The sequence below is a fragment of the Anaerococcoides asporogena genome (assembly GCF_029590275.1).
Classification (GTDB): domain Bacteria; phylum Bacillota; class Clostridia; order Clostridiales; family Clostridiaceae; genus JG1575.
The window spans coordinates 1,118,887-1,145,798 of sequence record NZ_CP120965.1 but is presented as its reverse complement, the minus strand read 5'-3'; the positions used below and the strand labels follow the sequence as shown (position 1 = coordinate 1,145,798).

The 26,912-nt window shown below is 51.3% G+C and carries 27 protein-coding genes and 1 tRNA gene; 7 read left to right on the top strand and 21 right to left on the bottom strand.

All coding sequences use genetic code 11. The features are described from left to right. Positions 1 to 4: 4 nt before the first annotated feature. The 8 genes from P6M73_RS05455 to nagE form a co-directional block, all read right to left on the bottom strand. On the bottom strand, positions 5 to 649 hold the full coding sequence (locus P6M73_RS05455; RefSeq protein ID WP_277855102.1) for a hypothetical protein: 645 nt from the start codon (positions 647 to 649) through the stop codon (positions 5 to 7). 278 nt (positions 650 to 927) lie between these two features. Further along, positions 928 to 1,722 (bottom strand): GTP pyrophosphokinase, encoded by a 795-nt coding sequence (locus tag P6M73_RS05450; RefSeq protein WP_277855101.1) that lies wholly within the window; start codon positions 1,720 to 1,722, stop codon positions 928 to 930. A 411-nt stretch (positions 1,723 to 2,133) separates the two neighbouring features. Next, positions 2,134 to 4,647, bottom strand: a complete 2,514-nt coding sequence (locus tag P6M73_RS05445; protein ID WP_277855100.1) for a DsrE/DsrF/DrsH-like family protein — start codon at positions 4,645 to 4,647, stop codon at positions 2,134 to 2,136. After that, positions 4,640 to 4,930 carry an ArsR/SmtB family transcription factor gene (locus tag P6M73_RS05440; RefSeq protein WP_277855099.1) on the bottom strand — a complete coding sequence of 97 codons (291 nt, stop codon included), beginning with the start codon at positions 4,928 to 4,930 and terminating at the stop codon, positions 4,640 to 4,642. The genes P6M73_RS05445 and P6M73_RS05440 overlap by 8 nt, the downstream gene beginning before the upstream one ends. Positions 4,931 to 5,057: 127 nt before the next feature. Next, positions 5,058 to 5,756: a metallophosphoesterase gene (locus P6M73_RS05435; RefSeq protein WP_277855098.1), complete on the bottom strand. Its 699-nt coding sequence runs from the start codon at positions 5,754 to 5,756 to the stop codon at positions 5,058 to 5,060. Between the two features lie 3 nt (positions 5,757 to 5,759). After that, a complete protein-coding gene (tyrS, locus tag P6M73_RS05430) occupies positions 5,760 to 6,986 on the bottom strand; it encodes a tyrosine--tRNA ligase (protein ID WP_277855097.1) in 1,227 nt (408 codons plus the stop codon). Positions 6,987 to 7,187: 201 nt separating this feature from the next. Next, positions 7,188 to 7,263, bottom strand: a tRNA-Val gene (locus P6M73_RS05425). 115 nt (positions 7,264 to 7,378) lie between these two features. Further along, positions 7,379 to 8,878 (bottom strand): N-acetylglucosamine-specific PTS transporter subunit IIBC, encoded by a 1,500-nt coding sequence (gene nagE, locus P6M73_RS05420; protein ID WP_277855096.1) that lies wholly within the window; start codon positions 8,876 to 8,878, stop codon positions 7,379 to 7,381. Between the two features lie 379 nt (positions 8,879 to 9,257). Between nagE and P6M73_RS05415 the strand changes: the two genes are divergently transcribed. Further along, a complete protein-coding gene (locus tag P6M73_RS05415; protein ID WP_277855095.1) occupies positions 9,258 to 9,983 on the top strand; it encodes a hypothetical protein in 726 nt (241 codons plus the stop codon). Positions 9,984 to 10,602: 619 nt separating this feature from the next. On the opposite strand, the gene P6M73_RS05410 is transcribed toward P6M73_RS05415, so the two are convergent. Together P6M73_RS05410 and P6M73_RS05405 are read right to left on the bottom strand one after the other, a co-directional pair. Beyond that, the gene (locus P6M73_RS05410) at positions 10,603 to 11,136 is read right to left on the bottom strand and encodes a hypothetical protein (protein WP_277855094.1); all 534 of its coding nucleotides are present in this window, start codon (positions 11,134 to 11,136) and stop codon (positions 10,603 to 10,605) included. 141 nt (positions 11,137 to 11,277) lie between these two features. Continuing rightward, positions 11,278 to 11,694, bottom strand: a complete 417-nt coding sequence (locus P6M73_RS05405; protein ID WP_277855093.1) for a hypothetical protein — start codon at positions 11,692 to 11,694, stop codon at positions 11,278 to 11,280. 299 nt (positions 11,695 to 11,993) lie between these two features. Between P6M73_RS05405 and P6M73_RS05400 the strand changes: the two genes are divergently transcribed. From P6M73_RS05400 to trpS, 4 genes are all read left to right on the top strand, one after another. Continuing rightward, positions 11,994 to 12,155 (top strand): zinc-ribbon domain-containing protein, encoded by a 162-nt coding sequence (locus P6M73_RS05400; RefSeq protein ID WP_277855092.1) that lies wholly within the window; start codon positions 11,994 to 11,996, stop codon positions 12,153 to 12,155. 375 nt (positions 12,156 to 12,530) lie between these two features. After that, the gene (locus P6M73_RS05395) at positions 12,531 to 12,818 is read left to right on the top strand and encodes a hypothetical protein (RefSeq protein WP_277855091.1); all 288 of its coding nucleotides are present in this window, start codon (positions 12,531 to 12,533) and stop codon (positions 12,816 to 12,818) included. 58 nt (positions 12,819 to 12,876) lie between these two features. Next, positions 12,877 to 13,290 carry a VOC family protein gene (locus P6M73_RS05390; protein ID WP_277855090.1) on the top strand — a complete coding sequence of 138 codons (414 nt, stop codon included), beginning with the start codon at positions 12,877 to 12,879 and terminating at the stop codon, positions 13,288 to 13,290. 440 nt (positions 13,291 to 13,730) lie between these two features. Continuing rightward, positions 13,731 to 14,750, top strand: coding sequence for a tryptophan--tRNA ligase (gene trpS / locus P6M73_RS05385; protein WP_277855089.1), 1,020 nt, complete (start codon positions 13,731 to 13,733; stop codon positions 14,748 to 14,750). A gap of 328 nt (positions 14,751 to 15,078) precedes the next feature. On the opposite strand, the gene P6M73_RS05380 is transcribed toward trpS, so the two are convergent. The 9 genes from P6M73_RS05380 to P6M73_RS05340 form a co-directional block, all read right to left on the bottom strand. After that, positions 15,079 to 15,561 carry a hypothetical protein gene (locus P6M73_RS05380; RefSeq protein WP_277855088.1) on the bottom strand — a complete coding sequence of 161 codons (483 nt, stop codon included), beginning with the start codon at positions 15,559 to 15,561 and terminating at the stop codon, positions 15,079 to 15,081. 12 nt (positions 15,562 to 15,573) lie between these two features. Then, on the bottom strand, positions 15,574 to 16,683 hold the full coding sequence (locus P6M73_RS05375) for an NADH:ubiquinone reductase (Na(+)-transporting) subunit F (RefSeq protein WP_277855087.1): 1,110 nt from the start codon (positions 16,681 to 16,683) through the stop codon (positions 15,574 to 15,576). Between the two features lie 15 nt (positions 16,684 to 16,698). Further along, positions 16,699 to 17,298, bottom strand: coding sequence for an NADH:ubiquinone reductase (Na(+)-transporting) subunit E (locus P6M73_RS05370; RefSeq protein WP_277855086.1), 600 nt, complete (start codon positions 17,296 to 17,298; stop codon positions 16,699 to 16,701). Continuing rightward, entirely contained in the window at positions 17,298 to 17,963 is a 666-nt protein-coding gene (locus P6M73_RS05365) for an NADH:ubiquinone reductase (Na(+)-transporting) subunit D (RefSeq protein ID WP_277855085.1), read from the bottom strand. The genes P6M73_RS05370 and P6M73_RS05365 overlap by 1 nt, the downstream gene beginning before the upstream one ends. Continuing rightward, complete coding sequence (locus tag P6M73_RS05360; protein WP_277855084.1) at positions 17,963 to 18,565, bottom strand: FMN-binding protein; 603 nt, start codon at positions 18,563 to 18,565, stop codon at positions 17,963 to 17,965. The genes P6M73_RS05365 and P6M73_RS05360 overlap by 1 nt, the downstream gene beginning before the upstream one ends. Position 18,566: 1 nt before the next feature. Then, positions 18,567 to 19,547 carry an RnfABCDGE type electron transport complex subunit D gene (locus P6M73_RS05355; protein ID WP_277855083.1) on the bottom strand — a complete coding sequence of 327 codons (981 nt, stop codon included), beginning with the start codon at positions 19,545 to 19,547 and terminating at the stop codon, positions 18,567 to 18,569. 183 nt (positions 19,548 to 19,730) lie between these two features. After that, positions 19,731 to 20,402 (bottom strand): LemA family protein, encoded by a 672-nt coding sequence (locus P6M73_RS05350; RefSeq protein ID WP_277855082.1) that lies wholly within the window; start codon positions 20,400 to 20,402, stop codon positions 19,731 to 19,733. 89 nt (positions 20,403 to 20,491) lie between these two features. Further along, positions 20,492 to 22,477 carry a DUF2207 domain-containing protein gene (locus P6M73_RS05345; RefSeq protein ID WP_277855081.1) on the bottom strand — a complete coding sequence of 662 codons (1,986 nt, stop codon included), beginning with the start codon at positions 22,475 to 22,477 and terminating at the stop codon, positions 20,492 to 20,494. A gap of 137 nt (positions 22,478 to 22,614) precedes the next feature. Continuing rightward, positions 22,615 to 23,070, bottom strand: a complete 456-nt coding sequence (locus P6M73_RS05340) for an 8-oxo-dGTP diphosphatase (protein ID WP_277855080.1) — start codon at positions 23,068 to 23,070, stop codon at positions 22,615 to 22,617. Positions 23,071 to 23,361: 291 nt separating this feature from the next. On the opposite strand from P6M73_RS05340, the gene P6M73_RS05335 reads away from it, so the two are divergent. Then, on the top strand, positions 23,362 to 23,712 hold the full coding sequence (locus P6M73_RS05335; protein ID WP_277855079.1) for a hypothetical protein: 351 nt from the start codon (positions 23,362 to 23,364) through the stop codon (positions 23,710 to 23,712). A 196-nt stretch (positions 23,713 to 23,908) separates the two neighbouring features. Here P6M73_RS05335 and P6M73_RS05330 read toward each other — a convergent pair whose 3' ends face one another. Next, on the bottom strand, positions 23,909 to 24,304 hold the full coding sequence (locus tag P6M73_RS05330; RefSeq protein ID WP_277855078.1) for a hypothetical protein: 396 nt from the start codon (positions 24,302 to 24,304) through the stop codon (positions 23,909 to 23,911). 12 nt (positions 24,305 to 24,316) lie between these two features. Beyond that, positions 24,317 to 24,715 carry a cytochrome b5 domain-containing protein gene (locus P6M73_RS05325; protein ID WP_277855077.1) on the bottom strand — a complete coding sequence of 133 codons (399 nt, stop codon included), beginning with the start codon at positions 24,713 to 24,715 and terminating at the stop codon, positions 24,317 to 24,319. Positions 24,716 to 25,279: 564 nt separating this feature from the next. Between P6M73_RS05325 and P6M73_RS05320 the strand changes: the two genes are divergently transcribed. Beyond that, complete coding sequence (locus tag P6M73_RS05320) at positions 25,280 to 26,866, top strand: peptide chain release factor 3 (RefSeq protein ID WP_277855076.1); 1,587 nt, start codon at positions 25,280 to 25,282, stop codon at positions 26,864 to 26,866. Positions 26,867 to 26,912: the final 46 nt, after the last annotated feature.

Here is a 26,912-nt window from a genome sequence, read left to right as displayed (position 1 = left end):
GTGTCTACCTCCCCAGCACGTAATCCATCAGCTTCTGACGGGTTGATTTCGATCCGTTGGCGCCGACAAAGGCAATTTTGTCCAGATCCAGAATTTCCAGTTCCATGAAGTCCCGCAGGTAGACCGCGTCAGCATCCCCCTGGAATACTTCGGTCAGGATCCGGATCAGTTCGTCCATTTCCACCGAATCATAAATGTACTTTAAAATATTGATGTTCTGCTTCAGATAGCCTTCCAGCTCTTCTGCCGAAAAGCCTCCAATGTAGGCAATTGCCTGCTCATTCCGGCTGACCGCCAGCTCTTTGGCCGTCTGGCAGGGCGAGGCAATATAGCGGATGGCATTCCAGGATCGCTCCACGGCCCGAACCTGGACCTCACAGTCCGGATCCGCAATGTATTGGATGGCATCCGCATCCCGTGACACGGCCAGAAGCTGCTCCTCCTGAGTCGGCGTAGCAATGTACTGAATCGCCCACCCCTTGTTTTCAATGGCTGCCCGCCGCACCGCCGGCGAAGGATCCTGGAAGTACTTCAGATTGTTCCAGGCATTGCCGACAGCATACAACATCAGTTCTTCCGAAGGATTTTCCAACTCCCGGAGGAACGTGGCCTGAGTTCGGATCTTTTCTTTGATTTGATCATCCAGCATATTATCTTCCTGCTTTCTTTGTATCGTTCTTTCTTGATATTCTAATCAATTTTCCTTGGCTTTCTTCATGAATTCCTTAATGGGTTTCATTCATGGTATCTCTACTGATATCTCATATTATTTTCTTTTTAATTATTTTTACGCCTGTCCACTGGACCTTGGTTTGTTCCATGGCCCATCGGACCGGATGTTATGTCAGGGAATCACGAGGACCTGATGTTTTCTCAGTGATTGCCTGAAACGGAAAAGAAAAGCACCGGGGTTCCGGTGCCTGATTGCTATAAGTGACGGAACCGCTTCACATCGCGGCTGACATCCTCCAGCAGCAGCTGGAGTTCATCCACATTTCCGGTTTCAGCCAGCTTGTTAAGGGCCAGCTGGTGCTTGGAGGCTTCCCGACCGCGGTCCAGGGAGGTTAACAGCAGGATCTGGTCCATGATGTTGGACACCAGATCTGACTTCACTTCGAAGAGCAGCTGGGCATCCTTGATTTCATCCTTGATTTCCATCATGACTTCATCGAGCAGATAGGCAGATTCAGCCGACAGCTTCAGCTTCTGCCGGATGTTTTCCGGAATCTGCTGCTTATATTTGTAATTAAGGGAATGCTCCGCTGTCGCCCAGAAGTTCATTGCCAAGGTGCGGATCTGGATTTCTACCAAAATATCCACTACACCCTCGGCCATGTAAACCGGATACTTGAGCACCATATGATAGGACCGGTAGCCGCTGGGCTTGACGTTGGTGACATAATCTTTTTCATACATCACGGTCATGTCCTGCCGGCTGCGGATCAGCTCCACCACCGTCCAGATGTCATCAACAAACTGAACCATGATGCGGATTCCGGCAATGTCTTCCAGCTCGAACCGGAGCCGGTCATGCGGAATATTGAATTTATTGGCTTTCTCCAGCATGCTGGAGAGTTCCTTCACCCGCCCCGTAATGAACTCAATGGGCGAGTATTCATTTCGTTTGCGGTATTCCTTGCGAATGCCCCTGAGCTTGATCTTGAGTTCCTCGATCGCCTGCTCATACGGTACATAAAAGGATCCCCAATCTTTTCTTGCCATAATCCCCCATCCCTGTTCCAGGTTCTTCTTCACTGAATTCAAGGCAGGCCTGCCTTGCATACCACCAGTATATTATATCAGATTTCCCGAGTCTTGATGATAGTTCACGAACTGTGATGTTCGTTTGTTGTTTCTTTGATATCAGCTGTTTCCATCGTATTTTTCCATTTCCGGGCACTTGCGGTCGCCTGGAGAAACCTCAAGAGTCCCGGAAACATCCGGTAGTTGACCCTGACATCCCTGAGGCTTGAACGAGCTCCCGCATCCGAGAAAACAATGATCCCTGACAGCGTAAGTCTCACGCTGTCAGGGATCTCAAGGCATGACCGCTTTTGTTCACTCCGAGAAGCTCTTTGAGAAGCTCTTTGAAAAGCTCTTCGAGGGCTCTTCGAGGCGGCAGTCACTGGTTATTTAGATGAACAGATTGACTGCTGATTCCTCGGCGTCGCCCAGGTAATAGCCCACGCCGCCGACTTTGACGCCGTCGATGAGTTCTTCCAGCTTCAGGCCCAGAAGGTCCATGGACATCTGGCAGGCAACCAGTTCCACTCCGTTCTTCTGAGCGGTCATCATCAAGGATTCCAGGGAGTCTACGTTCTTGTCCTTCATGATCTTCTTGATCATGGCCGGACCCATGCCCGCCATGTTCATTTTGGACAGTCCCAGCTTGCCAGCGCCGCGCGGCATCATCCGGCCGAAGAGACTTTCGATGAAGTTCTTCTGAACGCTGACCGGGGTCGACTTGCGCAGAACATTGATGCCCCAGAAGGTGAAGAACATCGTGACTTTTCCGCCCATGGCGGCTGCGCCGTTGGCAATGATGAAGGAGGCGATGGCCTTGTCCAGATCCCCAGAGAAGACCACCAGGGTCTTATTCTTGGAGGGCTGCTGGCAGGTCGGATCCACCGGTAGGATGCACTCTTCCAGAGAAGCCGCCTTCTTCAACTGAACATCGACGAAGCCTTTTGCCTTTGACAGAGACAGCACTTCGGTTCCGGTGCGCCGGGCCCAGGCCTTGACGTCTTCATAGAAGCCCGGATCCGAAGCCTTAATGTGCAGCACTTCGCCCGGATTGATCTTGTCCATGTTCTCCTTCATTTTCATGAGGGGGCCGGGGCAGGAAAGGCCGCAGGCATCGACTTCAATCACCCGGACCGGTTCAGCCGCTGCCATGACAGCTTCAGCGGCAGCCTGGACATGCTCTTCCGGCAGAACCTGAGTTCCGTCTTCATGGGTTGTCATCACGTCCTGCTTGCCTTTGTGGCCGCCGATATGAGTTTCTTCTACCGTGCCCAGAGCCAGCAGCCGGGTACCGCCTGCCAGGTTAAAGGCTTCAAAGCCGTGCTGGGTCAGGATCCGGTTGGCGGTATAGCCTCTCAGACCAATGGAACAGTAGGTCCACAGGCGCTTGCCTGCCGGAATTTCACCCAGGCGTTCCCGCAGGGAATTCAGGGGAATGTTGATGGCGCCGGGCAGTGCGTGCTGCTCGAATTCCACTTCTTCCCGGACATCGATGATGAGGTCGGTTTCTTTGTTGTATTCTGATTCAAACTGCAGGAAGGTTCTGGATTTGACCAGTCCCTCCAGGTCATTCTGAGCCGTGAAGCCAGCCATGTTGGCCGGAGATTTGGCCGACAGGAACGGCGGTGCATAGGCCAGATCCAGATCTGCCAGGTCATTGACGTCACCTTTCATCCACAGAACGGCTGCCAGTACGTCGATGAACTTGTCGACGCCTTCGTATCCAACCGCCTGTGCGCCCAGGAGCTTGCCCTGAGGATCCACCAGGATCTTGGCCGTGAGCTGCATGGCTCCCGGGTAATAGGTGGCATGGTTCATCGGGTGAACGAAGTAAGCCCGGTAATCGATGCCCTTTTGGCGGAGCTGCCGCTCGTTGTTTCCGGTGGAAGCAGCCACCAGGTCAAAGATCTGCAGAATGGAGGTTCCCTGGGAGCCCTTGTAGGTCCGGTTAATCCCCATAATGTTGTCAGCGATGATGCGGGCCTGCCGGTTAGCCGGTCCTGCCAGGGCAATGGTTGCCGCTCCGCCGGTCACGGAGTCAAACGTCTCCACGGCGTCGCCGGCTGCCCAGATATGATCCGCTGAAGTCGCCATTCGCTCATTGACCTTGATGTAGCCTCTTGGGTTCAGCTCAATTCCTGATTCTTTCAGGAAAGCGGTGTCCGGACGGACTCCGATGGCTGCAACCACAAAATCGGCATCGATCTGACGGCCGGAGGCAGTTTCTGTCCGAATGCGGCCGCTGATTTCAGTAAAGCTCTTGACTCCGTCATTGATGATCAGCTCAATGCCGTTATCCCGCATCTCCTTCTCGCAGATCATGCTGATCTCGGTATCAAGGGGTGCCAGAATGTGCGGCGCGGCTTCGATCAGAGTGACGTTCAAACCGCGATGAATCAGGTTCTCCGCTACTTCAATGCCGATGAAGCCGCCGCCGATGACGGCGCAGGACTTGGCTCCGCCGTCCACGATTTCCTTGATCTTGTCCATGTCCGGAATGTTGCGCAGGCTCTTCACCAGTTCGTGGTTGATTCCGGGAATGGGCGGAGTCAGCGGCATGGCGCCGGGTGACAGGATCAGCTCATCATAGCTTTCCTTATACTCCGAGCCGTCCTTGGCCCGTACGGTTACTTCCTTTGATTCGGGATGAACTGCGATCACTTCGGTTTCGGTTCGAACATCGATGCGGTAGCGGTTCCACAGGGCTTCCTTGGTGGTGACAACCAGGTTGCTGCGTTCCTTGATCACTTCACCGATATGGTAAGGCAGGCCGCAGTTGGCGAAACTGACATAGGGGCCGCGCTCAAACATGATGATGGACGCGGTTTCATCCAGTCGGCGCAGACGAGTGGCCGAAGTTGCTCCGCCGGCGACGCCGCCGACAATTAAAATTTTCTTACTCATGATTCTTAACTCCTAAGGTATGCAGTATTTCGATGATCCTCTGATCTTTCAACTGGTAATAGATCTCAGTGCCTTTGCGCAGCGTTTCAACGACCCCTGCATCCCGCAGGATGCCCAGGTGGGTTGATACCGTGGACTGCGGCAGATCCAGTCCGCATTTCATATCCGTGACATTGCAGTAACCTTTTCGCTCCAGTCCCATGATGATGCAGATTCGCACCGGATGGGCGATACTCTTCAACAAAGCAGCCGTGTCTTCATACTCGTGAAATATTGGCTCCATGCGTCCCCCTTTTATATCGAATTTTTACGATGATTCATTCATCAAGATTTTACGATATATTCGTTTAAAAGTAAACAACCGTTCTCACGGTTGTTTACTTTTTATGATTTCACAGATAAATCACGGTTTATTCGATTCCTTTTTCAATAAGTACGGGATCAAACTGAATAAAATCGCCGGAAGTCATGATATACTCCACGCCATTTCGTAAGCCCTGAAAAACATTCTTCAGCGCCTGTCCATGCAGATGCCCGTAAATGACCTTGCGCACGCCATACTGTTCCATCAGATCGGTAAACACCGAGTCCTGACCGTATTCGTTCATCGGCGGATAGTGAATCATAGCAATGATATCTTGGTATCCGGCGGCCCGGGCGGCCTTCAGGCTGTTTTCGAGACGGATCCCCTCTCTGCGGTAAATCGGCGCGTCCGCTTCCGTGAATTTCTCTGAGCCCTGGCAGACCCAGCCGCGAGTGCCGCAGATGGCCGTATTTTCCCAGGTGAAGAAATTATTCTGGATAAACGAAATGTTGTCGTACATTCCATTGAGTTTGGTAATGGAACTCCACCAGTAGTCATGGTTGCCCTTGATGGCGATCTTGCGGCCGGGCAGCGCGGCAATGAAATCCAGCTCCTTGACCGCTTCCTGCAGCGTCATGGACCAGGACAGGTCGCCACCCAGGAGGACTGTGTCTTCTTCCCGGATCTTGGCCAGCCAGTTGGCGCGAATTCGTTCATCATGATTGACCCATACCTCTCCGAAGACATCCATCGGCTTGTCGTCGGTGAAGGAGAGATGCAGGTCGCTGATTGCATACAGTGCCAAGAACTAGCCCTCAGTCCGTACCATGCGGTAGAACTTTTTCTTGCCCTTGCGCACCATGGCATCGCCTTCCGTCAGGTCTGTTTCGTTCAGCGTCCGGTTAACATCGCTGATCTTTTCATCATTGAGGGTCACTCCGCCCTGCTCGATGTTGCGCCGGCCCTCTGACTTGCTCGGGAATACCCCGTGCTCGGTCAGAATATCGAGCAGTGTCCGCCCAATATCAGCCGCTGACACGGGAATCTGAGGGACAGCCGAAAGATCACTGCCGCTGCCAAACAGGGCTTGAGCCGCTTTTTCAACCGCCTGGGCCTCTTCTTTGCCATGAATCAGACTGGTGACCTCAAAGGCAAGTATCCGCTTGGCTTCATTGAGCTGCTGGCCGGTCCATTCCCGCTCCATCCGCTCGATCTCTTCAATGGGGTAGAAGGTCAGAAGTTTCAGGCACTTGATGACATCCGCATCATCCACATTCCGCCAGTACTGGTAGAAATCATGGCCCGATGTTTTATTTTTATCCAGCCAGAGCGCGCCGTTGACGGTCTTGCCCATTTTCTGCCCCTCTGAGTTGGTCAGAAGCGTGCAGGTCATGGCAAAGGCATCTTTGCCTTCCTTGCGCCGGATCAGATCCATTCCGCCCAGCATGTTGGACCACTGGTCATCGCCGCCCAGCTGCATGATGCAGTTGTATTTCTGATGGAGCACAAGGAAATCGTAGCTCTGCATCAGCATATAGTTGAATTCAAGGAAGGACAGGCCACGTTCCAGCCGCAGCCGGATGGAATCTGCCCGCAGCATGTTGTTCACGGAGAAATGCACGCCGACATCACGCAGGAAATCAATGTAGTTGAGATCGAAGAGCCAGTTGGCATTGTTATCCATGATGGCACGGCCTTCGGAGAAGTCGATGAGCCTTTCCATCTGCTTCTTCATGCATTCCGCGTTGTTGTCAATGGTTTCCCTAGTCATCATGCTGCGCATGTCCGTTTTGCCCGAAGGATCTCCGATCATGGCAGTGGCTGCCCCCAGCAGGGCAATCGGAACGTGACCGGCCCGCTGCATGTGGGCCATGAACATCAGCGCGATGAAGTGACCCACATGCAGCGAATCCGCCGTGGGGTCAAAGCCAATGTAGAAGACAACCTTGTCCTTTTCCAGCAGATTCTTAATCTCTTCCGGGTGCGTCAGCTGCTTAATATACCCTCTTCGGGTCAGTTCTTCAAATACTGTCATGTTGGTGTCCCTCCTCCTGCCGGGTTCCACACAACCCGGTCAATCAATAAGAATATAGTATCACAGCCACGCAAAAAATTAAAAGCGTGCCGCAAAAAACCACTCAGACCATCAATCTGGCAAAGCCCGCTGGATTTTCCCGCAGATCCGGATCCAGCCCAGGGGCAAAAGGAAAGACTTCAGGCTTGACCTGAAGTCCGGTGGTGGGATGTATAGGACTCGAACCTACGACTTTTGCCATGTGACGGCAACACTCTCCCAGCTGAGTTAACATCCCCTGTATTTCTATTTATACACCGAACAGCGCCGGATTTCAACAGAAATCGCAGAAAATACAGAGTCCATGCCCTTTCAGGGTTCTTTCCCCCGCAAAAGGGATCCGCCGGAGCGACTTACTCAGCATTCGTCTCCTGCGCCACCTCATGCATGGCATCTGCCACAAACTGGACCTTTGGCCCGACAATGACCTGGACATTCCTGGGTCCATTGATCAACACATTGGTAATGCCGGCAGAACGGATCAATTCCTGATCAATCTGACCGGAATCCCGCACCTCTACCCGAACACGGGTGGCACAGCTGTCAAAGGCCACGACATTGGCCGAGCCCCCCAGGCCCTGATATATCCTGCGGGCCGTCTGCTGATAGAGACTGCTTCCGGACAATGCCTCCGAGTTCGGGGCAGACATGCTCTTCTCCCCAGCGGACACGGCACCGGGATGATCCTCGGCGGAATCGGCTTCCCGTCCGGGCGTCTGGAGATTGAACTTCAGAATGAACCAGCGGAAGACCACATAGTAGATCACAAAGAAAGCCAGTCCCTGGACCAGAAGCATGACGGGCTGATTCGCCAGCGGCATGAAGGTAGAGAAGAACCAGTCGATGAGGCCGGCTGAAAAGTTGAATCCCGCAGTCCACTGCATGAAGGCAGACAGAAACAGCGATACCCCGGTCAGCAGGGAGTGCACCAGATACAGCAGCGGCGAGAGAAACATAAACAGGAACTCAATGGGTTCCGTCAGTCCCGTGACGAAGGCAGAAATGGAGCCGGCCAGAAGCATGGATCCCACGACTTTCTTGCGCTCGGGCCGGGCTGTGTGATACATGGCCAGGGCCGCTCCGGGCAGTCCAAACATCATGATGGGGAAGTAGCCGCCCATATAGCGGCCGGTAATTCCCTGGATTCCGTGGGATGCCCAGAAATTGCCCAGATCATTGATGCCGATGGTATCAAACCAGAAAACGGCATTCAGCGCGTGATGCAGACCGGTCGGGATCAGCAGCCGGTTCAGGAAGCCATAAATGCCTGCACCGAGAGCTCCCATCCCCTGGATGGCGGTACCCACCTCAACCAGCCCGCCGAACAGAATCGGCCACAGGACATAGAGGATTCCGGCCAGAACAACGCTGGACAGAACGGTCAGGATTGGCACCAGGCGTCGCCCTGAGAAAAAGGACAGAGCTGCCGGCAATTCCTTGCGGCTGAACCGGTCATAGAGGAGAGCGGCCAGAATTCCGACCAGGATTCCGATAAATACATTATCGATCCGGCCAAAGGCCGGATTCACTTCCGCCACCGTGATTTTGCGGTACATGGCGACGGACTCGGGGCTCAGCAGATTGCGCAGCACCAGAAAGCCGGCCAGCCCGGACAGCGCCGCCGCCCCATCCCGATCCTTCGACATGCCCACCGGGATCCCGACGGCAAAAAGCAGGGGTATATTTTCAATGAGAGCGCCGCCTGCCTTAATCAGAATGGCAGCCACAATGCTGTTCTGGCCCCATCCGCGGTAATCCAGAGCAAAGCCCAGGCCGAACAGGATGGAGATGACCGGCAGGATCGAAACTGGCAGCATAAAGGATTTTCCAAGTTTTTGAAAGAAATTATTCACTGAGTTCCCCTCCTGGGATGGGCCTCTCTCGATCGATCGGTCGGCTGGAGTCTGCCCGGGAATATATTTGGATACTGTAAATTGAAATCAATGGTTCTTGATCGTCAATTAGCACTTGATCAGCAATGGTTGTTAATCACCTGGTGATAATTTGCACCATTTCACTTTCATTATACTGTAACCGTCGTCAGATAAATAACCCCGCAAAAAATCTGATTGATCAAAGGTCCCGCAGCCTTTCCAGCCAAACCCCAGTTTTGACCAAGGAAATAATACTGAATATCCGATTGAATTCAAAGCCTGCGAGATTAAAGATACCAAGATCAAGGAGCAACTTCGGAAAAGTCTGTGTTTATTTATTTGATTATTTATTTGTTTAATGATGTTATTTAGTGCCCCTCTATCTTCAAAAGCTTATGCTAACACCACCACGTTTTTATCTGGACAAGATAAATCGTTTTATAGTGAAATGGACACTCTAGATAAGGAGTTCTCAGAAGAGATTCCTCTAGATAAAATTGTCTCAATCAATAAGGTAGACCATTCATTTTGTAGCCCTACTTCTTCAACGAACTATACTGGAAGCGAATATGGTCCGCTAGGGTATTCTGGAGAAATTAGGCCTCAGAAAATGAGCCTTTACATTGCCGTATCACATATATCTGAATCTAGATATAAAATTTATACATTAACTACTTGGAAAACCACCACTTTACAAACCATGACTGATTTGCTAGCTATTGCATGGGGAGGGGGACATACGCTAATAAGCGACTCTATGAAAGTCGAATTTACAAATGGTTATGTTCGATATCCTGTTGGAACATTAAAAGATGTAAGTCCAAACATTGGAGTCTCAAGAGCTTTTAGTACGAGTAGATATATACCAGGGGAAAGAATTAGCTATGATGCTAAGAAAATCACATATGTAGCCATAATCGAGGCTCATGGTAGGGGTACAAGTAACGTTGTTGCTGGCTATGCTCATAAAATCTTTGGCGTAACTGGAATTGGGGCATCTTTTTCCGATGGAAAGGTTTCATTCGGTGCTGGGTTAGATGTGCTCATGGATATTTTTACTAATTATACCTATTTTTATCATTAGTTCGGTTGATTTAAGCAAAGCATTAAATTAATTTACAGTGAGAGGAGTTTAATATGAAATATTTAATTATCTCATTATTTACCTTTATTTTGATTTTTCTATTAGCTGCGTTGTTTTCTCCTAATGACAGCAGTTTAATGGCTGGATCCCTAATATATTGGGCTATCGTTTGAAGGAGTTAAAAAGGGATAACTTTAAACTGTAAGGAGAGGTGAAGAAACCTGTTAATAACCCCAGGAGGCAAAATCTAAAATGATGATTCATTCATCAAAATGATGGAGAGATGGAATCTCATGATGAAAGTACTTATCTTACAGTCAAAGAGTCTGGATCGAAAGTTCTATTAGCTCAGGATAAAGGCTTTGCTACAACAGATTTAGAACTTATTAGGTTGGACTTAAGATCCAAGAAAATAAGTTCACCACTTGACTTGAGATATTCGTCCATAGAAATGATTAACATTATTTTTAACGATACTCCATGTTGTATTGGTTAAAATTGGTTTTGCAGTTGAATTCACACAACCGCCGGGAGTTCTCTCCCGGCGGTTGCGATATGGTTCCTTCACCACAACGGAGATTCGGAGGATTTCCAGTCAGATAAATCCTCCCGAATAAGCTTATGCCTTATCCTGATCATCAGCCGACAGCGAAAGATCTCTTTCGCTCTCTGTTGAGTCATCCTTGGGAAGCCCTTCCGGCCTGGGCGGTATGTTGTAGCTGTAATTGGAGGCGTTCTCCTGACGCTCCATTCGGAGCGGCTCTCTTCTGGGCAGAAAGATCAAAAGTCCCATCACCACAACTCCGAGAAGGCTCTGCCCAACCCCTCCCAAATCTCCCATAAGCAGGCTTTGGAATGCGGTTATGACCGGCGGAATCGCATAAAGGATATAACCCCAGGTATTCTTGAATATAATAAGCAAAAGTCCGATAATCACCATCCCGCTCATAACGAGCTGCATGGGTATTTCTGCCCTCAGTGCCTGAAGTTCCTCTTCGGTAAATAACGCCATGCCCTTCATGGATTCCCGGATCAGCTCCGGGTCCCTCAGAAACAGCAGCACGCCTGCTACGAGGAACAGGTTAATGACTAAAATAACCCCCGCTAAAATCCTGGCCCCTTTGGGCACATCCCGTTTGAATAATTGATTCATTCCCTTCTCCTTATCCTAATCCTTCATTTTATGCCTGGTACGAGACAGAAAAACGATGGAGTGCTTCAGACACGCTCCACCGTTCCAGGCTGTTCTGTTGCTGAAAAGACCAGGGGCGGATCACCTGTCCGCCCCATTGGATCATTCTATTTCAACCTTATACTTTTTGAGGTACTCAGGCGTTTGTTCCGTGTCATTCAGGGCAAACAATACGGTGATTTTATTGTCATCGGACAATTTGCTCAGTTTTTCGAACTCCTTTTCTGCGTCTTCTTTTGAGAAGTCCATTTTGCCCATCAGGCCGTCCACATAAACCATGTCGACATCGTAGTCCTGAGCCACGATCCCGCATACAAAACCATACAGAGAATTTAAGTCTTCAATTTCATAGCCGTCGGTGTTAATAAATCTGATGTCTCGGTCCAGTTCATGCATTGCTCTGTTGTCATCGTCAATGAACACCACGTGTCCCTTCGTTTCTTTCATAGCTGTATTCGCGTGGCTGATCATATACTTACTTTTGCCGGAACCCCGTTTGCTCATAAATACCTGTATCATGATAATCACACCCTTTTAAGTATTTGGTTATTCTGTTGTTTATATTATAGTATTGGACTACTCGAATTACAAACGTTTAAACCCGGATTCCGCCTAATTTTTGTTGATATTGTTGAGGAATTTCTCTTTAAAATTATTTTTTGTGTACATTCCATTAATTTCCTTGTTTCTTTTCCCATTCGGCTGTGTTACAATCTAGTTGAGCCCATGAGGGCTTAATCCTACAGTCAAAAACCATCGGTCCGTCCTTCCAGGCAGCCAATGTACGTTTTATGATCTGTTGCCACAGGAGGAAAAAAATGGAAGACAAAAAGTTAATCTGCAGAGATTGCGGCGCTGAATTTGTGTTCTCCGTTGGAGAGCAGGAATTCTACAAAGAAAAAGGCTTCGAAAACGAACCAGTTAGATGCCCAGAATGCAGAAGATCCAGAAAAATGCAGAAAAATAACAGAGACAGATAAGAACCTTAAGGGAAAGCATTGCTTTCCCTTTTATTATTTTCTACTCTTTTCCCCGTTCCGGTCTTTTCCTCTTATTCTTTCTCTGCTCTTCTCCTAGCTACTCTACCCTACTCTCCTCTTCTATTATCTAATTTTCCGATCCACATCGGTTCCTCCTTGTTCGGTGAGATCACGTTGGTCAAACACTCAAACCATTCTAATGCTTGTTGATCCCTTCCCCTCTTTCGGTTTCTTTCGTGCCGCAGCACCCGATGGATTCCTGACCCGTATGCCCCCTTGGGCCTTATCTCGACTCTTTCCGCCGTTTCAGGAAAAGAGTATGATATAAGTAAGAAATCGGATCAATTCTCTGTCGTATAGTGAGGAGGTGATTCCATGAATTTAACACTCGCACCCAAAACCAAACTGGGCAGGCGTGCCTTCGGCCTGTCGGCAATCATGCTCCTGGTCAGTTATCTGCTCTATCTTCTGACAGAGCAGTGGAACCTCATCCAGTCCGATCTGGTTGTATCAGCAGTAGCCACCCTGTCCATCGCCGGTCTGGTCGCAGCTTCCGTCATGGGACTGGCGGCCCTGTTCCGGCAAAAGGATTTGTCAATCCTGGTTATACTCTCGATCACTGCCGGCATTCTCGTCCTTGCCATTCTCGCAGCCAATCTGTGACCTGGCAGGGTGAACGAATGTCCCAGATGTCCGGTTCAGTGGCGAAAGGAGGATCCCCATGCTGCGCCCAAGTATTGTCCTTGATACATTGACCATTGACTGCAAAGAAGAAGATATACCGATCCTGATGGATTTTTATGCCAATCTCACCGGCTTCACGCCGGAGCCTTGTGATGAAGATGAACTGATTCCCACGCTGATCGGACCTTCCATGGCCATCTCTTTTTTTCCGGTGAACAATTATCATGCGCCCACCTTCCCCTCTCCGGCCATCGGACGTCAGATGCACCTGGATTTCTATGTGACCGACCTGCCGGCAGCCATACGCTTCGCCCGCTCCATCGGGGCCAAAGACTCCCCCAAGCAATTCCATGACTCCTACCACATTCTGTTTGATCCCATCGGTCATCCCTTCTGCCTGACCACCAATGGTCCGACCATCCCAGACAAAGACTTTGTGTCAGAAGAATGACTTCCTTTCAGGCAGACAACGGCATCGTTCAGGAAAAACGCCAGCTCTTGAAAATACCAGGACAACGCATTATACTGTTAGTTAACGACGCAACAGAAGAAAGCAAGTAGGAAGGGTCATCCGACTCAAAGAGAGCCTTTGACGGTGGAATGAAGGCAGTTGGATCCTTGTGAATGGGTTCTTCAATGTCCCTGATCTGAACTTGAAGTAGGAACAGGCGGGCATGGCTCTCCGTTATCTTTGAGCCGGGATCTGACTGGATCCCATGAGGAAGACTTCGTCTTTGAAAACAGGTGGTACCGCGTAAATACGCCCTGTGTGCACAGCACACAGGGCTTTTTGTCGTATCTGACCGAGCCGTCTGCTTCCTTGTGAAGTTCAGGCTGGAACCAGTTAAATCAACCCGAATCCGTTAACCAATCCGAAGGAGGAACTACACAATGACAGAAGCAGCAACCCCCAAAAAGAAAATTGTTTTTTCCGGAATACAGCCCAGCGGCAGCCTGACCATCGGCAATTACCTGGGAGCGATCAAGAACTGGGTGAATCATCAGGATCTATATAATAATGTGTTCTGTATCGTTGATATGCATGCCATTACGGTTCGCCAGAACCCGGCTGATCTTCGTCGCCGCAGCCTGGAAGTAGCCGCCATCTATCTGGCCTCCGGCATTGATCCGGAAAAGTCAGCCATTTTCATTCAGTCCCATGTACCGGCACATGCTCAGGCGGCCTGGGTGTTAACCTGCAACGCCTATATGGGTGAACTTTCGCGGATGACCCAGTACAAAATGAAAACTCAGAACAAGGAAGGCGAAGCCATCGAAGCCGGCCTTTTGTACTACCCCGTTCTGATGGCTGCTGATATTCTGCTCTATCAGGCCGACTACGTACCGGTAGGCATCGACCAGACCCAGCATGTGGAACTGACCAGAGATCTGGCCATCCGGTTCAATAACTACTACTCCCCCACGTTTACCGTACCGGAAGTACTCCTGATGAAAGCCGGTGCCAAAATCATGGATCTGCAGAATCCCGAAAAGAAAATGTCCAAATCCAGCGACAACCCGAATTCCTATATCATGATTATGGATAAGCCGGAGGATATCCGTCGTAAAATCTCCCGGGCCGTTACCGATTCCATCGGAGTGATCAAGTACTCCGATGACCAGCCAGGCATCCAGAATCTGATCAACATCATGTCCGCTATCAACGGACAGTCTCCGGAAGCAATTGCCGCCCAGTATGCCGCAGCAAGCTACAAGGAGTTCAAGGAAGCGGTGGCAGAGACCATCATTGCCGAACTCACTCCCGTCCGTGAAAAGGTAGAGGAACTAATGGGCAGCGGCCGGTCCGAGCTGGAAGCAATCCTGAAGGAAGGTGCTGCCCGGGCAGACTACATGGCACAAAAAACCCTGCGCAAAATGTACAAAAAAGTAGGCTTTGTCCCTTCCTTCTAACTCACCGCTCTTCCATCGCCGGTGGCGCCAGCCTGAGATCTCTGACCTGCCTGAGCCATCTGAACAGACTGGTCAGGCATGATCTGCATTCAGGGATTAAGCATCCTTTACCGTGCCGCAGCATCGCAGTTTGATCCTGCTGCAAACTGCGATGCTTCAACTGCGATGCTTCAACTGCGATGCTTCAACTGCGCTACTTCAACTGCGATGCTTCAAACGAAAAAGGAATATTAATCATTTCCGCAATGACTTTAGCAGCAATCCAAAACACCGGAGCCTGACGAACAGGCTTCGGTGTTTTGCGTTTGTTTTTTTCTCGGGTTTGACCTTACCTGGCTGGTTCCTCACTCTGGCGCTGCTGCATCCGCAGAAACTCCACCAGTTTGACTGGTTCCAGGCGGAACGGCGAACCGATTCCCTGGAAAAATCCATGGTCCTTGATCAGATGAATTCCGACATCGGTCCAGTTGAGGTGTTCTCCGGTGGCAAGATCCGTCACATTGGTGATGCGCTTGCCGAACTTGCGGTTGTCCTTGAAGGGACATCCCAGCCAGCCCATGTACTCGGTAACTTCCACCTCAAAGCCGTCAAACACGACCGGTTCCCCCTGAGCCTCCATCCCCGCGCGGGTCAGCCGCCGCATGACTTTGCCGATGGCTTCTGCGGTGACATTGAAGTCTTCCAGCACCATGCGGTCTTCATTGATGATGGTTTCAAGGGATCTGGTGTCCTCTCCGAGATAACCGTCCAGCGTCAGCCGGCCGGGCTGCATGTCCTGTTCGATGGGTTTCATTTCGGGCCTGACTTTCATTTCCGGCACCTCCTAGAATTCGTCATAGAATATCTGGGTTTCCTTGTCGAAGCCCTTTTTCATCAGCATTTCATTCACGGACTTCAGGAACCCCGGGGATCCGCACAGATAGGCTTCCTTGCCCTGGGCGCCGGTTCCGTCTTCCAGATCTCGATCCAGCAGATCGGTGACACGGCCCTTGTCGCCGGTCCAACCCTCATCCGGCCGGGACAGGGTGGGAATAAATGTAAAGTTTTCGTTTTCCTCGGCCAGCTTGGTGAACTCTTCGATGTAGTAGAGATCATCCTGGGCTCTGGCTCCGAAGTAGAAGACCATGTCCACGGGCACCTTCTTATGCAGGTTGTCGTAGATCAGAGAGCGCATCGGCGCAAGTCCTGAACCGGCCGCTACCATGATCATGGTGTCGCAGTTGCCTCGGTAGTAGAAATCTCCGTAGGGGCCGGACAGCCGGACCTGATCCCCTTCCTTGAGATGCTTGTGGACATAGGTTGAGCAGAGGCCTTCCGGTACCTGGCGAATGACCAGTTCCACATGATTGTTGTCCTGAGGGGGTGATGAAATGGAATAGGCCCGGAAGACCTCTTCCTTCACCTTGTCATAGGGTTTGGTATAGAACTGCATGAACTGTCCCGCCTTGAAATTGACGGTTTCACCGGCCGGGAGCTCCATGCGCAGCTCTTTGATGTCGTAGGTCAGATCCTTCAGGGAAACCAGTCTGGTATTGTATTCCTTGATGTTGAACAGTTCTTCCGGAATGCCCAGTTTCATGTTTCCTTTGACCTTGATCTGACAGGCCAGTCGGTAGTGGTTGTCCCGTTCTTTCTGGGTCAGGTAAGGTTCCTCAGTGGGCAGCAGAGGGCCGGCCCCTTCAAACACCTGGACCTTGCACAGGCCACAGGTGGCTTTGCCGCCGCATGCGGAAGGAATAAAGAGCTTTTTGTCGGATAAAGTGGTCAGAAGATTGTTTCCGCCGTCCACCACCAGTTCCTTGGTTCCGTCATTAATGTCGATCTTGCATTCGCCGTAGTTGTTCAGGTAGCGCTCCGCCACCGAAATGATCACGGCCAGGCCGCCGGCGATGGCTGTAATACTAAAGGTGCCGGTCAAAATATCTTGAATCATGTTTTGCTCGCCTCCCTACTGTATTACGAAGATGCCGGAGAATCCAATGAACGCCAGGGCCATGATGCCGGTGATGATGAAGGATATGCCGATGCCCTGCAAACCGCGCGGCATCTTGTTCTTGGAGATCTTCTCCTTGATGGCGGCCAGCATGGAAATGGCCATCCACCAGCCAATGCCGGATCCCAGGTTGAACAGGAACGTCTGCAGGAAGCTGTAGTTGCGGATATCCTGGAACAGGGTAGCTCCGAGCACGGCACAGTTGACCGTAATCAGAGGAAGGAAAATACCCAGCTTGGAGTGCAGATCCGGCAGATAGCGATCCAGCGCCATTTCCAGGATCTGGACAATGGCCGCAATGACCATGATGTAGATAATGAAGGACAGATATTCAATGCCCAGAGGCATGATAACGTACTTGTTCAAAAGCCAGTTCACCGAGTTGGTGATGACCAGAACCAGAACAACGGCCTTGCCCAGTCCGTTGGCTGTCTTGAATTCACTGGAAACGGAGAGGTAGGAACACATCCCCAGGAAATTCGACAGGATCATGTTGGATGTGAAAATCGACGCGAAGAAAATGACAATCGGGCTGATATTCGGTGCAACTTCCATTAGTTCGTTCCCCCTTCCGGTTTTTTCTGGACGGTCAGACTGCCGGAGCGGACAATGCCCTGGCGTTCTTCTCGGCCGGCCTGGTAATTGTTGACAGCCCAGACCAGTGTGCCAATGATGAAGAAGGCGGCAGGTGGCATGACCATCAGGGTCCACTTAGTGAATTCAAAGGGCAGCGCCATGCCGAACACGGTGCCAAAGCCCAGAATTTCACGGATGAAGGAAATGATCAAAAGAACGATGGTGTAGCCAAGACCGGCGAACATTCCGTCCAGCATCGAGATCAGCGGAGGATTCTTGGCCGCGTAGGCTTCCATCCGGCCCATGATGATGCAGTTGGTAATGATCAGACCGACATAGGGTCCCAGCTGTTTGGAAATGTCCGGCAGGAAAGCCTGCAGGATGATGTTGACAATGATGACGTAGAAGGAAATGATCAGAACCTGAATGATCATACGGATCCTCTGCGGGATCAGATTCCGCATGGCGGAAACCGTGAGGCTGGACAGAGCGGTGGCAAACAGCACACCGAGCCCCATAACCAGAGAATTCTGCATCCGGTTGGTTACCGCCAGGGAGGAACAGATGCCAAGAATCTGGCGCAGAACCTGGTTATCGGTCCAGATATTTCGGATCGCGACTTGTTTTGCTGATTCGGTAGCCATTATTTTACCTCCCATTTGGAAATGACGTTTTGCTTCAGTATGTTCAGTGCTTTTGTCACTGCCGTGGAAGACTGGGTTGCTCCGGAGATGGCATCCACCTTCTTGTCGCCGATGGTGCCATAGGCCAGATCGCCATCGGGCAGCGGCACACCGCGCCACTGATTCTTGAAGGGTTCTTCATCAATTCGTCCGCCCAGACCAGGAGTTTCGTTCTGCTCGGTAAAGGTCAGACCCTTAATTTCTTTCAGGTCTTCCGTCACGGCGAGATAGCCACGGATGGTCCCCCACAGGGCAGGGCCGTCGAAGGGGAAGGCGTAGCCCTTTACCTGGCCGGCATCATCCACCAGTTGGAACGCTTCAATGGACGTTCCCTCGATGGTCCGGGTATCCGGCTTGACGTATTTGTCATAGGTCTGGCTGACCTCCTCATTGGTCTGGCCGCTGGGAACGTCAAAGGCGTACAGAATGGCCTGACGGCGGGCGATCTCCTTGTTTTCGGCAATCTTCGGATTCATGGCCGTCTGCGCGGTGGAGAGCAGTGCGGTGAAAAAGCTGGCAACGATGATCATGAAGATAACGGTATACTGATATCCTTTTTTCATGCTATTTCACCTCCTTGAATGGTGGGGGAGCGGCTTTCGCTTTTTTCTTCGCCTCCCAGTTCTTAACGTTCAGGTCAATCAGGGGGGCAAAGGAGTTGGCGATCAGAATGGCAAACATCATGCCTTCCGTAAAGAGAGAGAAACTCCGAATGACCATGGTGACAAAGCCGATCAGGATGCCGTACAGGATCTTGGAGGTATCCTTCATGGGAGCCGATACCGGATCCGTGGCCATGAATACGGTACCGAACAGGAAGCCGCCGGACAGAATCGAGAACACCGGATCCCCCTGCGGGCCGCCCAGGGCGCCGAACAGCAGAGTAAACACGATGCCCGAAGCAGCTACTGAGGCCATAATCTTCCAGGAAGCAGTCTTAGTATAGATCAGGTAGGCTGCAGCCAGAAGAATCAGAATGGCCGAGGTTTCACCCATGGATCCGGAAATATTTCCGATGAACAGGTTCAGTGGATTGGTGGACAGTCCGTTGACTTCCATGTCGATCATGGGCGTCACGGAAGTAGCCAGATCCGCAGTGCCTGCCCAGTGCAGGAATCCGCCGGGGAACCCGCTGAACGGCTTCTGCCAGTTGACCGTCATCTGAATCGGAAAGCTGACATAAACAAAGGCGCGGCCAACCAAAGCCGGATTGAAGACATTCTTGCCGAATCCGCCAAAAATGGCTTTGCCAAAGATAATGCCGAACAGAGTGCCGACCACTGTGATCCACAGCGGAATGGTGGGAGGAAGCGTCAGCGTGAAGAGTGCTGCGGTGACCAGAGCGGCTTCCGATACCTTGGCCTTGTCTCCATTAATCATTCGCATGATGACCAATTCACCGGCAAATGCGCTCACAAGAGATACGGCCAGCACCAGGAGAACCCTCCAGCCAAACAGATAGATCGAAAATAGATAGATCGGAAGCAGACTCCAAAGAACTGTCCTCATCATTTTCTGTTTGGTTAGGTACTTTGTAATTTGCATAATAAGACCTCACAGTAAATATTTTAACACTTCTAATTATAACCCAACTCGTTTACAATTCTGCTTTATTTTAAATTTATTCATGAATTGGGGCCAGATTATTCTCCTACAATCGTTTTTTAGTAACTAATTGTTAAAAAAAGAACAGGACCCGGTGAGTCCTGTTCACAGTGCATGATGCGGTTACTGGTTCCGTCCGTTCTTCAGATCGTCCAGACTCTGCGGCGTTCCGGCCGTATCCGTCTTGGGCGCCTTCTGAGCGTAGGCATCGTTCTTGTTGTAATTGGCGTCATACATGCCGGAGAAATCAACCCGCGGAGCCTGCCGTTCGGATTCGGTAATCTCGAAGAAGCGCTCTGCCCGGAATCCGAACATGCCGGCGATGATATTGGACGGGAAGACTTCGATCTTGGTGTTGTACTTTTGAACCGTATCGTTGTAGAACTGGCGGGAGTACCGGATTTTTTCCTCCGCATCCTTCAGTTCGCCCATCAGCTGCTGGAAATTGGCATTGGCTTTCAGCTCCGGATAATTTTCGACCAGAAGCATCATGCGGTTCAGGGCGGAAGTCATCTGATTGTTGGCTTCCATGGCTTCATCCGGCGTGGCCGCATTCATGACGGCCGATCTGGCCTGAATGACGGCTTCCAGCGTGCCGCGCTCGTGGCCGGCTGCGCCTTTTACGGTTTCCACCAGGCCAGGGATCAGATCCGCCCGGTTCTTCATCTGCACATCCATCTGCGCGTAAGCGTTGCGCACTTGATTGCGCATTCTTACCAGTCCGTTGTACATGGAAATGACCACCAGGGCCAGTACCACGATGATTCCTAATAGTACCCAGAATAATGTTGGCATCTTGTTTCTCCTTTTTCTTCCTGTATTTTGATCCGTTCTGAAATTTTAGATATGAATTGGCGATGATTTGCGCTGCGATAAAGATCTCTTTAGAAGACACCACCGCCACCGCCGCCACCGCCGCCGCCAGATGAGCCGCCGGAGAACCCGCCGCCGCCGCCGGATGAGGAGGAGCGCCTGGAGGCTGCCACTGCTTCGGCTTTCTGAATGGTCTGATTGGCTGTCGAAATGGCCTGATTAAGTGAGCGGTCCATCATCATATAGCCTCGGCCAAAGTAGAAGTCCGGATAGAAGGTCCGGGTGAAGGTAGGATCCTGCAGCTGCTGCATGGTGTATACCTTGGGCAGCTGGTCGATGACTTCCTTGGCCACGCCCAGTGAAGTGGCGTAGACCAGATAATGGTTCCAGATTGCAAGAGCTGGGATTTCGGCCTTGTCCATGTTGGAGAAGGTCAGCAGGAAGTTCTTGAAGGCCTTCCACATCGCCGTCTGGTCCGCTCCGTACTGGGTCAGCTTGCGCTTGAAGTACATCGAGGCATTCACCGCAATGACGGCCACGCCAGCAATAATCGGCACCACGCCGAGGAAGTTGAAATAGCGCAGCAGCACAAACGCGCCGCCAGCCATGAACACCAGACCGACCAGGTAGAACACGGCCGAGCCGGTTGTTTTGTTGGCTTCGCGGAATCCCATGGCTTCGCCCTGTCCGGTCACGTAGCCCTTGAACTGGGCATAGTCCCGATTGAACTGATAGGCGTTGGCCTGGCGCTTCATCAGGCTTTCCAGATCGTCCATGGCCAGTGTCTGACCATCACCCAGGTCATTGATGAACCAGTCGTAGAGGAACCGCTCATGGGCCATCAGCTTCGACAGCTGCTGCTCAGTTGGCCCCTGACTGCGAAGCCGGTAGTCGGTTTCCGACTTCTCCCCGAACAGGGAACGCTTCACCGTCTGATAGGGCTCAATCGAGAGGATGTCCTTGCGGGCCAGATCCATCAGTGTTGCCATGATGTCCTTGGACTGAGTACCGCGCTCCAGCAGATAACTCATGACAGCCGGCGTATAGTCTCCCGGCAGTTCGCGGTAATAGTCGCCGGTGAACTGAGGTTTGCGTTCCCGGCCATAGCGGATTCCGATAAAGCCGGCGATGGCTGCTCCGATGGCGCCCAGTGCCAGAATAAACGGACTCAGGGTCCTGCCGGTTTCCCGGCGCAGTCGTTCGTCTTCCAGCCGCTTTTTCTCGGCTTCGACACGGGCTTTGGCTTCTTCCCTGGCCTGATTGGCTTCCTCCGCATACCTGGCTTCTTCCTCCAAAATTCTGGGAAGTTCTGTAACCGCCACGATATTCTGCGAGTCCGGAACAAGGCTCAGAGGAAAGATCACCAGATTTTCCACAACCGCGCCCGGATCCACCAGCGGGATCTCGACATTGAAGGTTGTTTCATTCAGGATCTCATTGAAGCCAGTCAAATCACCATGCGAGAAGATCTTGAGATCTGATTTGGCGGCACCCCGCGGGATCCGAATCGTAATTTTGACATTTTCGATGGGGACGCCCCAGTTGGCATCAACCATATTCCAGTTGAGTGTGGCAATGTCATTGAATTTGACAACGGCATTGGTCAGGGTATAGCGGAAGCGGATGCTTTTCCGCTCATCGCTGGAGGGCTCAAACACCTTGAACCGGTAAATGTTCTGTTTGTCTCCTTCATAGAATTCAAACAGACCTGCTCGTCCCGTTCCCTCATCGGTCATGTAGAGCACGCGTTCTGTTCCGTTCTCAACCACCGCTGCGCTGACAAAGTCGATTCCGACCGGCTTGGCTGTGGTATTTCGCAGGCGATCCCCCAGGTTAGTATCCACATCCCGAAAGACGCCGTTGATATCCCCCTGGATATCAAACTCAATGGTTTCAGTCACCTTTACGGAACCGTTGGATTGCACCTCATAGGTCGCTTCATAACGGCTGATGCCGAAGCTGCCGGCAGCCAGGGCGGTCCTTCCCGGAAGCAGCGCGGCTGCAAAGGCCAGGATCAGCAGGAGAAGCGACGGCAATACTTTAAATTTTCGGAACATCGATGATTCATCACCATCCTTTCTTCTGTCATTAATATCTCCAGTCAATTTCATCTTAGTATAGCTCCCCTTCAGTTACAATGAAGCAGTCCAAATGTTCAAACACTGTCTACAATTCCCCCCCCATTGGTTCTCCGCTACAAATTTCTGCACTGCCAGGCACCATCTTCCAGCCAATGGTAATTCTCAGACAGCCCATCCTGGTCAAACACCTCCAGCATCTGCCGAAACCCATCGGATAAGGTCAGCCCGTCCAGTTCCTCCCGTCGAATCCAGAATACTCTGCCTTCTCTGGAATCCTTGATTTCCCCTTCAAAGGAATCGCTTTTAAAGAATAGGACGACATACCGGAACGCTCCGTCCTTCTGCGTCCATTGCTTGACCCCGCACAGGGATAAATGGGAGACAGTCAAACCGGTTTCTTCCCATACCTCTCGCCGGGCTGCCTCGATGAAGGACTCCCTCGGCTGAACATGGCCTCCCGGAAACGTAACGCCGGGCCAGTCCGGATTCAGGCGCTCCTGAACCAGAATCTGATCCCCCCGGTAAATCATGATCATGTTCGTCAATTCCACAGGTTCAATTCGATTCATAATCCTCCCCCAACCGGCACCACGTAAAAGCCGATACCGATTCCAATCTTTTTCTCGTACTGCATGACGCCGGCAGCTTCTCTGTGAAACCTCCCGGCATCATCCATTCCGCAATGCTTTTATTGTGCAGCGTCCGGGTTAAGCCAGGGTTAAAGGCGGCTTTCGGTAAAATTAAAATTTCCTTTACAAACTGGAACTACTTTGGCCAGTTTCTTGTGTTACGATACGGTCAAGACCAGTACTCGCATCCTTCTGCCAACCCTTTGGACGATGCCTGAAAGGAGGCCCCTTATGGTGACACATTATTCTTCAGACAAAGAACATGACCGCAGCAAAGCCGAGGAACGAAAGCCCGTCACAGAACAGCCGGACCAGACACCGGAGCCTGAAATGAAAGAGGAAATCAGGAAGCCGAAGGTTGAAAAACTGCCTCTTGGCACAGGTTATGAGGTGGAACACCTGCCAACTGAGGTGATCCGGCCGGAAATCAAGCCGGTTAAGCAACCCCTCCCTGATCTGGTGCGTTCCAAAGAGCTGGAAACCTGCTTGTCGGAGGAACCAGTTCCTTCTCCGGAAGATGAATTCTATGACTTCGAGAAAGATATCTATGGCGACGAGGTCGAGATCCGACCGGACCTATAATGTTACCCCACGCCTGAACTCAATCACCTGGATGAAAAACAGCCGATGCTCACTGGATCGACCAGAGGGCATCGGCTGCTTGAGTGTTGCGATCGATCGAATTCGCAGTCAGGGAACATCGCCATGACCACGCGCAAAGGACCGATCGCCGTCCAAACGTCTTCCTTCCGTGAAGCTTCAACTTCATTCAGAATTACTATCGGATCAGCTGATACAGCGCGCCGGGCGCGACATAGTGAAGCAGGAGAAGTCCCGCGATTACAAATGCCATCATCCGATGAGCTTTGAACAGACCTTTCTTCTTGGTCCGGTAGAAGGCGCCGCCCAGACCGACCTGGACAATGACGGCTGCATAGAGCAGGGTTCCGGTATGAAGGGAAATGCCGCCCAGGGCCAGGTAGCCGTGGATGAGCCCCGTTGCCAGAAATACAATCCCTAATGGCTTATGCAGCTTCCGCAGGAATTTGGTGACGTCTTTCATGGCGGCTTTTGCCTCGGCTGACAGATATCGGCTGATCCGGTTCAGGATAAACGGCAGAATCAGCAGTCCCACGATCAGAACGTTGAGGTAACCAAGGAGTCGGTAATCCATCCGTTGTACCCCCTATTTTTTCAATTTGCCGACAGCCGGAACATTGCCCAGCTTGGAAACTCCATGCGGTGACACATTCTTGATTTCCTGCGTGAGATCCTTGCCGGCCGTAAAGCCGTTGTGGCCTCCGCCCTTCCAGGCCGGGGAATTCGTCACGTCGTAGATGATGCCATCCACTGCCACATAGGCAGGCTGGCCGTTCTTTCCATCATATTTTGCCAGTTCTTCCAGCGTCAGTTCCAGTTCCGTGGTCTGAGTCCCCGGCTGGGTCGTAGCTGGTGCAGCGGTTGTCACAGCAGAGGTTGCCGCCGAAGTAGTGTTTGCAGGCGTACCGGCGGAACACCCCACCAGCAGTGAACCGGCCATGAGTCCTGCCAGCAGCAGTCCGGTACGTTTCGTATGTCTATTCATCCTGTAGTCACTCCTTGTTTTTATTTAAATCGAACAATTCGTCGATGAGATCCGGATCCTGACCACACCGCAGGTTTCCTTCAGAAAGTCGTGTCGGCTCAGTCAAGGGTGAGATGGCGACCAAGCCGATCTTCACCTTCTTCCCCGGCTCAATCAAGTGTGATCACATCATCATAAATCGCTCGAAATTTATACGTTTATTTTACTAAATTAAGGCTTAGGGTGCTCATTCGATATAAAATGTTCTCATTTATTTATTTTTCAACATTAATAATGAACTTTTTTAATCCAGCAATCCTGAACCAGCAGTACTTAACCTGCAGTCCTGAACCAGCAGTCCTGAACCAGCCGGAAACCTCCACTTACTTTCCAATCACTTTCCAATCACTTTCCGATCACTTACTGACGATTTCCCGATCATTTCCACACGCTATCCATGTCCTACCGGAATCGGATCGGGAAACAGCCTGTTTATGAAATCCACTTTTTTTTAATCCTTATTTCGTATATACTTGTAATGTTTGATTTTTTTAGAACTGTGACTTTGAAATCGGGAGGTTTCCCATGGACGATATACGTAAGGAAATAGAAAGACGGCGAACGTTTGCCATCATATCCCATCCGGATGCCGGTAAAACGACACTGACGGAAAAATTGCTGCTGTACGGAGGCGCGATCCGGGAGGCCGGTTCGGTCAAAGCACGCAAGGCTGCCCGCCACGCAACCAGTGACTGGATGGAAATCGAAAAACAGAGGGGAATCTCCGTAACCTCCTCCGTCATGCAGTTTAACTACGACGGATTCTGCATCAACATTCTGGATACTCCCGGACATCAGGACTTCTCGGAGGATACCTACCGGACCCTGATGGCGGCGGATTCAGCGGTCATGGTCATTGACGGAGCCAAAGGCGTGGAGGAACAGACGAAGAAGCTGTTCCAGGTCTGTTCCCTGCGGGGAATCCCGGTTTTTACCTTTGTCAATAAAATGGACCGGGAAGCCCGGGATCCCTTTGAGCTGATGCAGGAAATCGAGGATGTCCTCGGCATCCGGACCTATCCCATGAACTGGCCCCTGGGTTCCGGCAAGGAATTTTCCGGCGTGTATGAACGTGAAGCGGAACGAGTCCTCCTGTTCTCCGGCGGAAAGCACGGATCCAAGGAAGCCGATACCGAAATCATTGATCTGAACAATGAGTCAGAACGGGCCCATATCGCGCCGCATCAGCTGGATAAGCTCAAAGAAGACATCGAGCTGATGGACATCGCCGGCGATGATTTCAATTTCGAAGCCGTCTCCAAAGGGGAACTGTCTCCGGTCTTCTTTGGTTCTGCCCTGACTAACTTCGGTGTAGAACCCTTCCTGGAACATTTCCTCAAGCTGACACAGGCTCCGCTGAAACGAAATTCCGATCAGGGATCCATCCATCCCTTTGATCCATTCTTCTCGGCCTTCGTTTTTAAAATTCAGGCCAACATGAACCCGGCTCACCGCGACCGAATCGCCTTTATGCGAATCGTATCCGGGAAATTTGAACGGGGCATGGAAGTATTCCATATGGAAGGCAAGGGCAAGATTAAACTGGCACAGCCCCAGCAGTTCCTGGCGCAGGACCGTGAAATTGTCGAAGAAGCTTATGCCGGCGACATCATCGGTGTATTCGATCCGGGCATTTTCTCCATTGGAGATACGCTCTGCCCGGCGTCCAATAAATTTAAATTTGATCCCATCCCGGCATTTGCCCCGGAACATTATGCCCGGATCCGGCCGGTGGACACCATGAAGCGCAAGCAGTTCGTCAAGGGAATCACTCAGGTGGCCCAGGAAGGCGCCATCCAGGTTTATAAAGAAGACTATGCCGGAATGGAAGAAATCATCGCTGGTGTAGTAGGTGTCCTGCAGTTTGAAGTTCTGGAATACCGACTTAAAAATGAGTATGGCGTCGACATTCGCCTGGATCAGCTCTCCTACTGCCATGTCCGCTGGATTGAGCACTGGGATAAGGATCCGGAAGCGTTGTCTCTGACCTCTGACTCCAAGCGCCTGGTTGACTCCAAAGGCCGTCATGTCATCATTTTCTCCAACGAGTGGGGCATCGCCTGGGCTCTGGACCACAACAAGGGGCTGGTTCTGTCTGCCCTGGGCAGCTAAGGGTATCCGATCTGCCATTTCACTTTATCCAGGACTTGGATAAAAG

Bases quoted from the DNA above. Each gene is read 5' to 3' on its own strand.
- P6M73_RS05455 (WP_277855102.1), bottom strand. From the start codon at position 649: ATGCTGGATGATCAAATCAAAGAAAAGATCCGAACTCAGGCCACGTTC.
- P6M73_RS05450 (WP_277855101.1), bottom strand. From the start codon at position 1,722: ATGGCAAGAAAAGATTGGGGATCCTTTTATGTACCGTATGAGCAGGCG.
- P6M73_RS05445 (WP_277855100.1), bottom strand. From the start codon at position 4,647: ATGAGTAAGAAAATTTTAATTGTCGGCGGCGTCGCCGGCGGAGCAACT.
- P6M73_RS05440 (WP_277855099.1), bottom strand. From the start codon at position 4,930: ATGGAGCCAATATTTCACGAGTATGAAGACACGGCTGCTTTGTTGAAG.
- tyrS (WP_277855097.1), bottom strand. From the start codon at position 6,986: ATGACAGTATTTGAAGAACTGACCCGAAGAGGGTATATTAAGCAGCTG.
- P6M73_RS05415 (WP_277855095.1), top strand. From the start codon at position 9,258: ATGATGTTATTTAGTGCCCCTCTATCTTCAAAAGCTTATGCTAACACC.
- P6M73_RS05410 (WP_277855094.1), bottom strand. From the start codon at position 11,136: ATGAATCAATTATTCAAACGGGATGTGCCCAAAGGGGCCAGGATTTTA.
- P6M73_RS05405 (WP_277855093.1), bottom strand. From the start codon at position 11,694: ATGATACAGGTATTTATGAGCAAACGGGGTTCCGGCAAAAGTAAGTAT.
- P6M73_RS05400 (WP_277855092.1), top strand. From the start codon at position 11,994: ATGGAAGACAAAAAGTTAATCTGCAGAGATTGCGGCGCTGAATTTGTG.
- P6M73_RS05395 (WP_277855091.1), top strand. From the start codon at position 12,531: ATGAATTTAACACTCGCACCCAAAACCAAACTGGGCAGGCGTGCCTTC.
- P6M73_RS05390 (WP_277855090.1), top strand. From the start codon at position 12,877: ATGCTGCGCCCAAGTATTGTCCTTGATACATTGACCATTGACTGCAAA.
- trpS (WP_277855089.1), top strand. From the start codon at position 13,731: ATGACAGAAGCAGCAACCCCCAAAAAGAAAATTGTTTTTTCCGGAATA.
- P6M73_RS05380 (WP_277855088.1), bottom strand. From the start codon at position 15,561: ATGAAAGTCAGGCCCGAAATGAAACCCATCGAACAGGACATGCAGCCC.
- P6M73_RS05375 (WP_277855087.1), bottom strand. From the start codon at position 16,683: ATGATTCAAGATATTTTGACCGGCACCTTTAGTATTACAGCCATCGCC.
- P6M73_RS05370 (WP_277855086.1), bottom strand. From the start codon at position 17,298: ATGGAAGTTGCACCGAATATCAGCCCGATTGTCATTTTCTTCGCGTCG.
- P6M73_RS05365 (WP_277855085.1), bottom strand. From the start codon at position 17,963: ATGGCTACCGAATCAGCAAAACAAGTCGCGATCCGAAATATCTGGACC.
- P6M73_RS05360 (WP_277855084.1), bottom strand. From the start codon at position 18,565: ATGAAAAAAGGATATCAGTATACCGTTATCTTCATGATCATCGTTGCC.
- P6M73_RS05355 (WP_277855083.1), bottom strand. From the start codon at position 19,547: ATGCAAATTACAAAGTACCTAACCAAACAGAAAATGATGAGGACAGTT.
- P6M73_RS05350 (WP_277855082.1), bottom strand. From the start codon at position 20,402: ATGCCAACATTATTCTGGGTACTATTAGGAATCATCGTGGTACTGGCC.
- P6M73_RS05345 (WP_277855081.1), bottom strand. From the start codon at position 22,477: ATGTTCCGAAAATTTAAAGTATTGCCGTCGCTTCTCCTGCTGATCCTG.
- P6M73_RS05340 (WP_277855080.1), bottom strand. From the start codon at position 23,070: ATGAATCGAATTGAACCTGTGGAATTGACGAACATGATCATGATTTAC.
- P6M73_RS05335 (WP_277855079.1), top strand. From the start codon at position 23,362: ATGGTGACACATTATTCTTCAGACAAAGAACATGACCGCAGCAAAGCC.
- P6M73_RS05330 (WP_277855078.1), bottom strand. From the start codon at position 24,304: ATGGATTACCGACTCCTTGGTTACCTCAACGTTCTGATCGTGGGACTG.
- P6M73_RS05325 (WP_277855077.1), bottom strand. From the start codon at position 24,715: ATGAATAGACATACGAAACGTACCGGACTGCTGCTGGCAGGACTCATG.
- P6M73_RS05320 (WP_277855076.1), top strand. From the start codon at position 25,280: ATGGACGATATACGTAAGGAAATAGAAAGACGGCGAACGTTTGCCATC.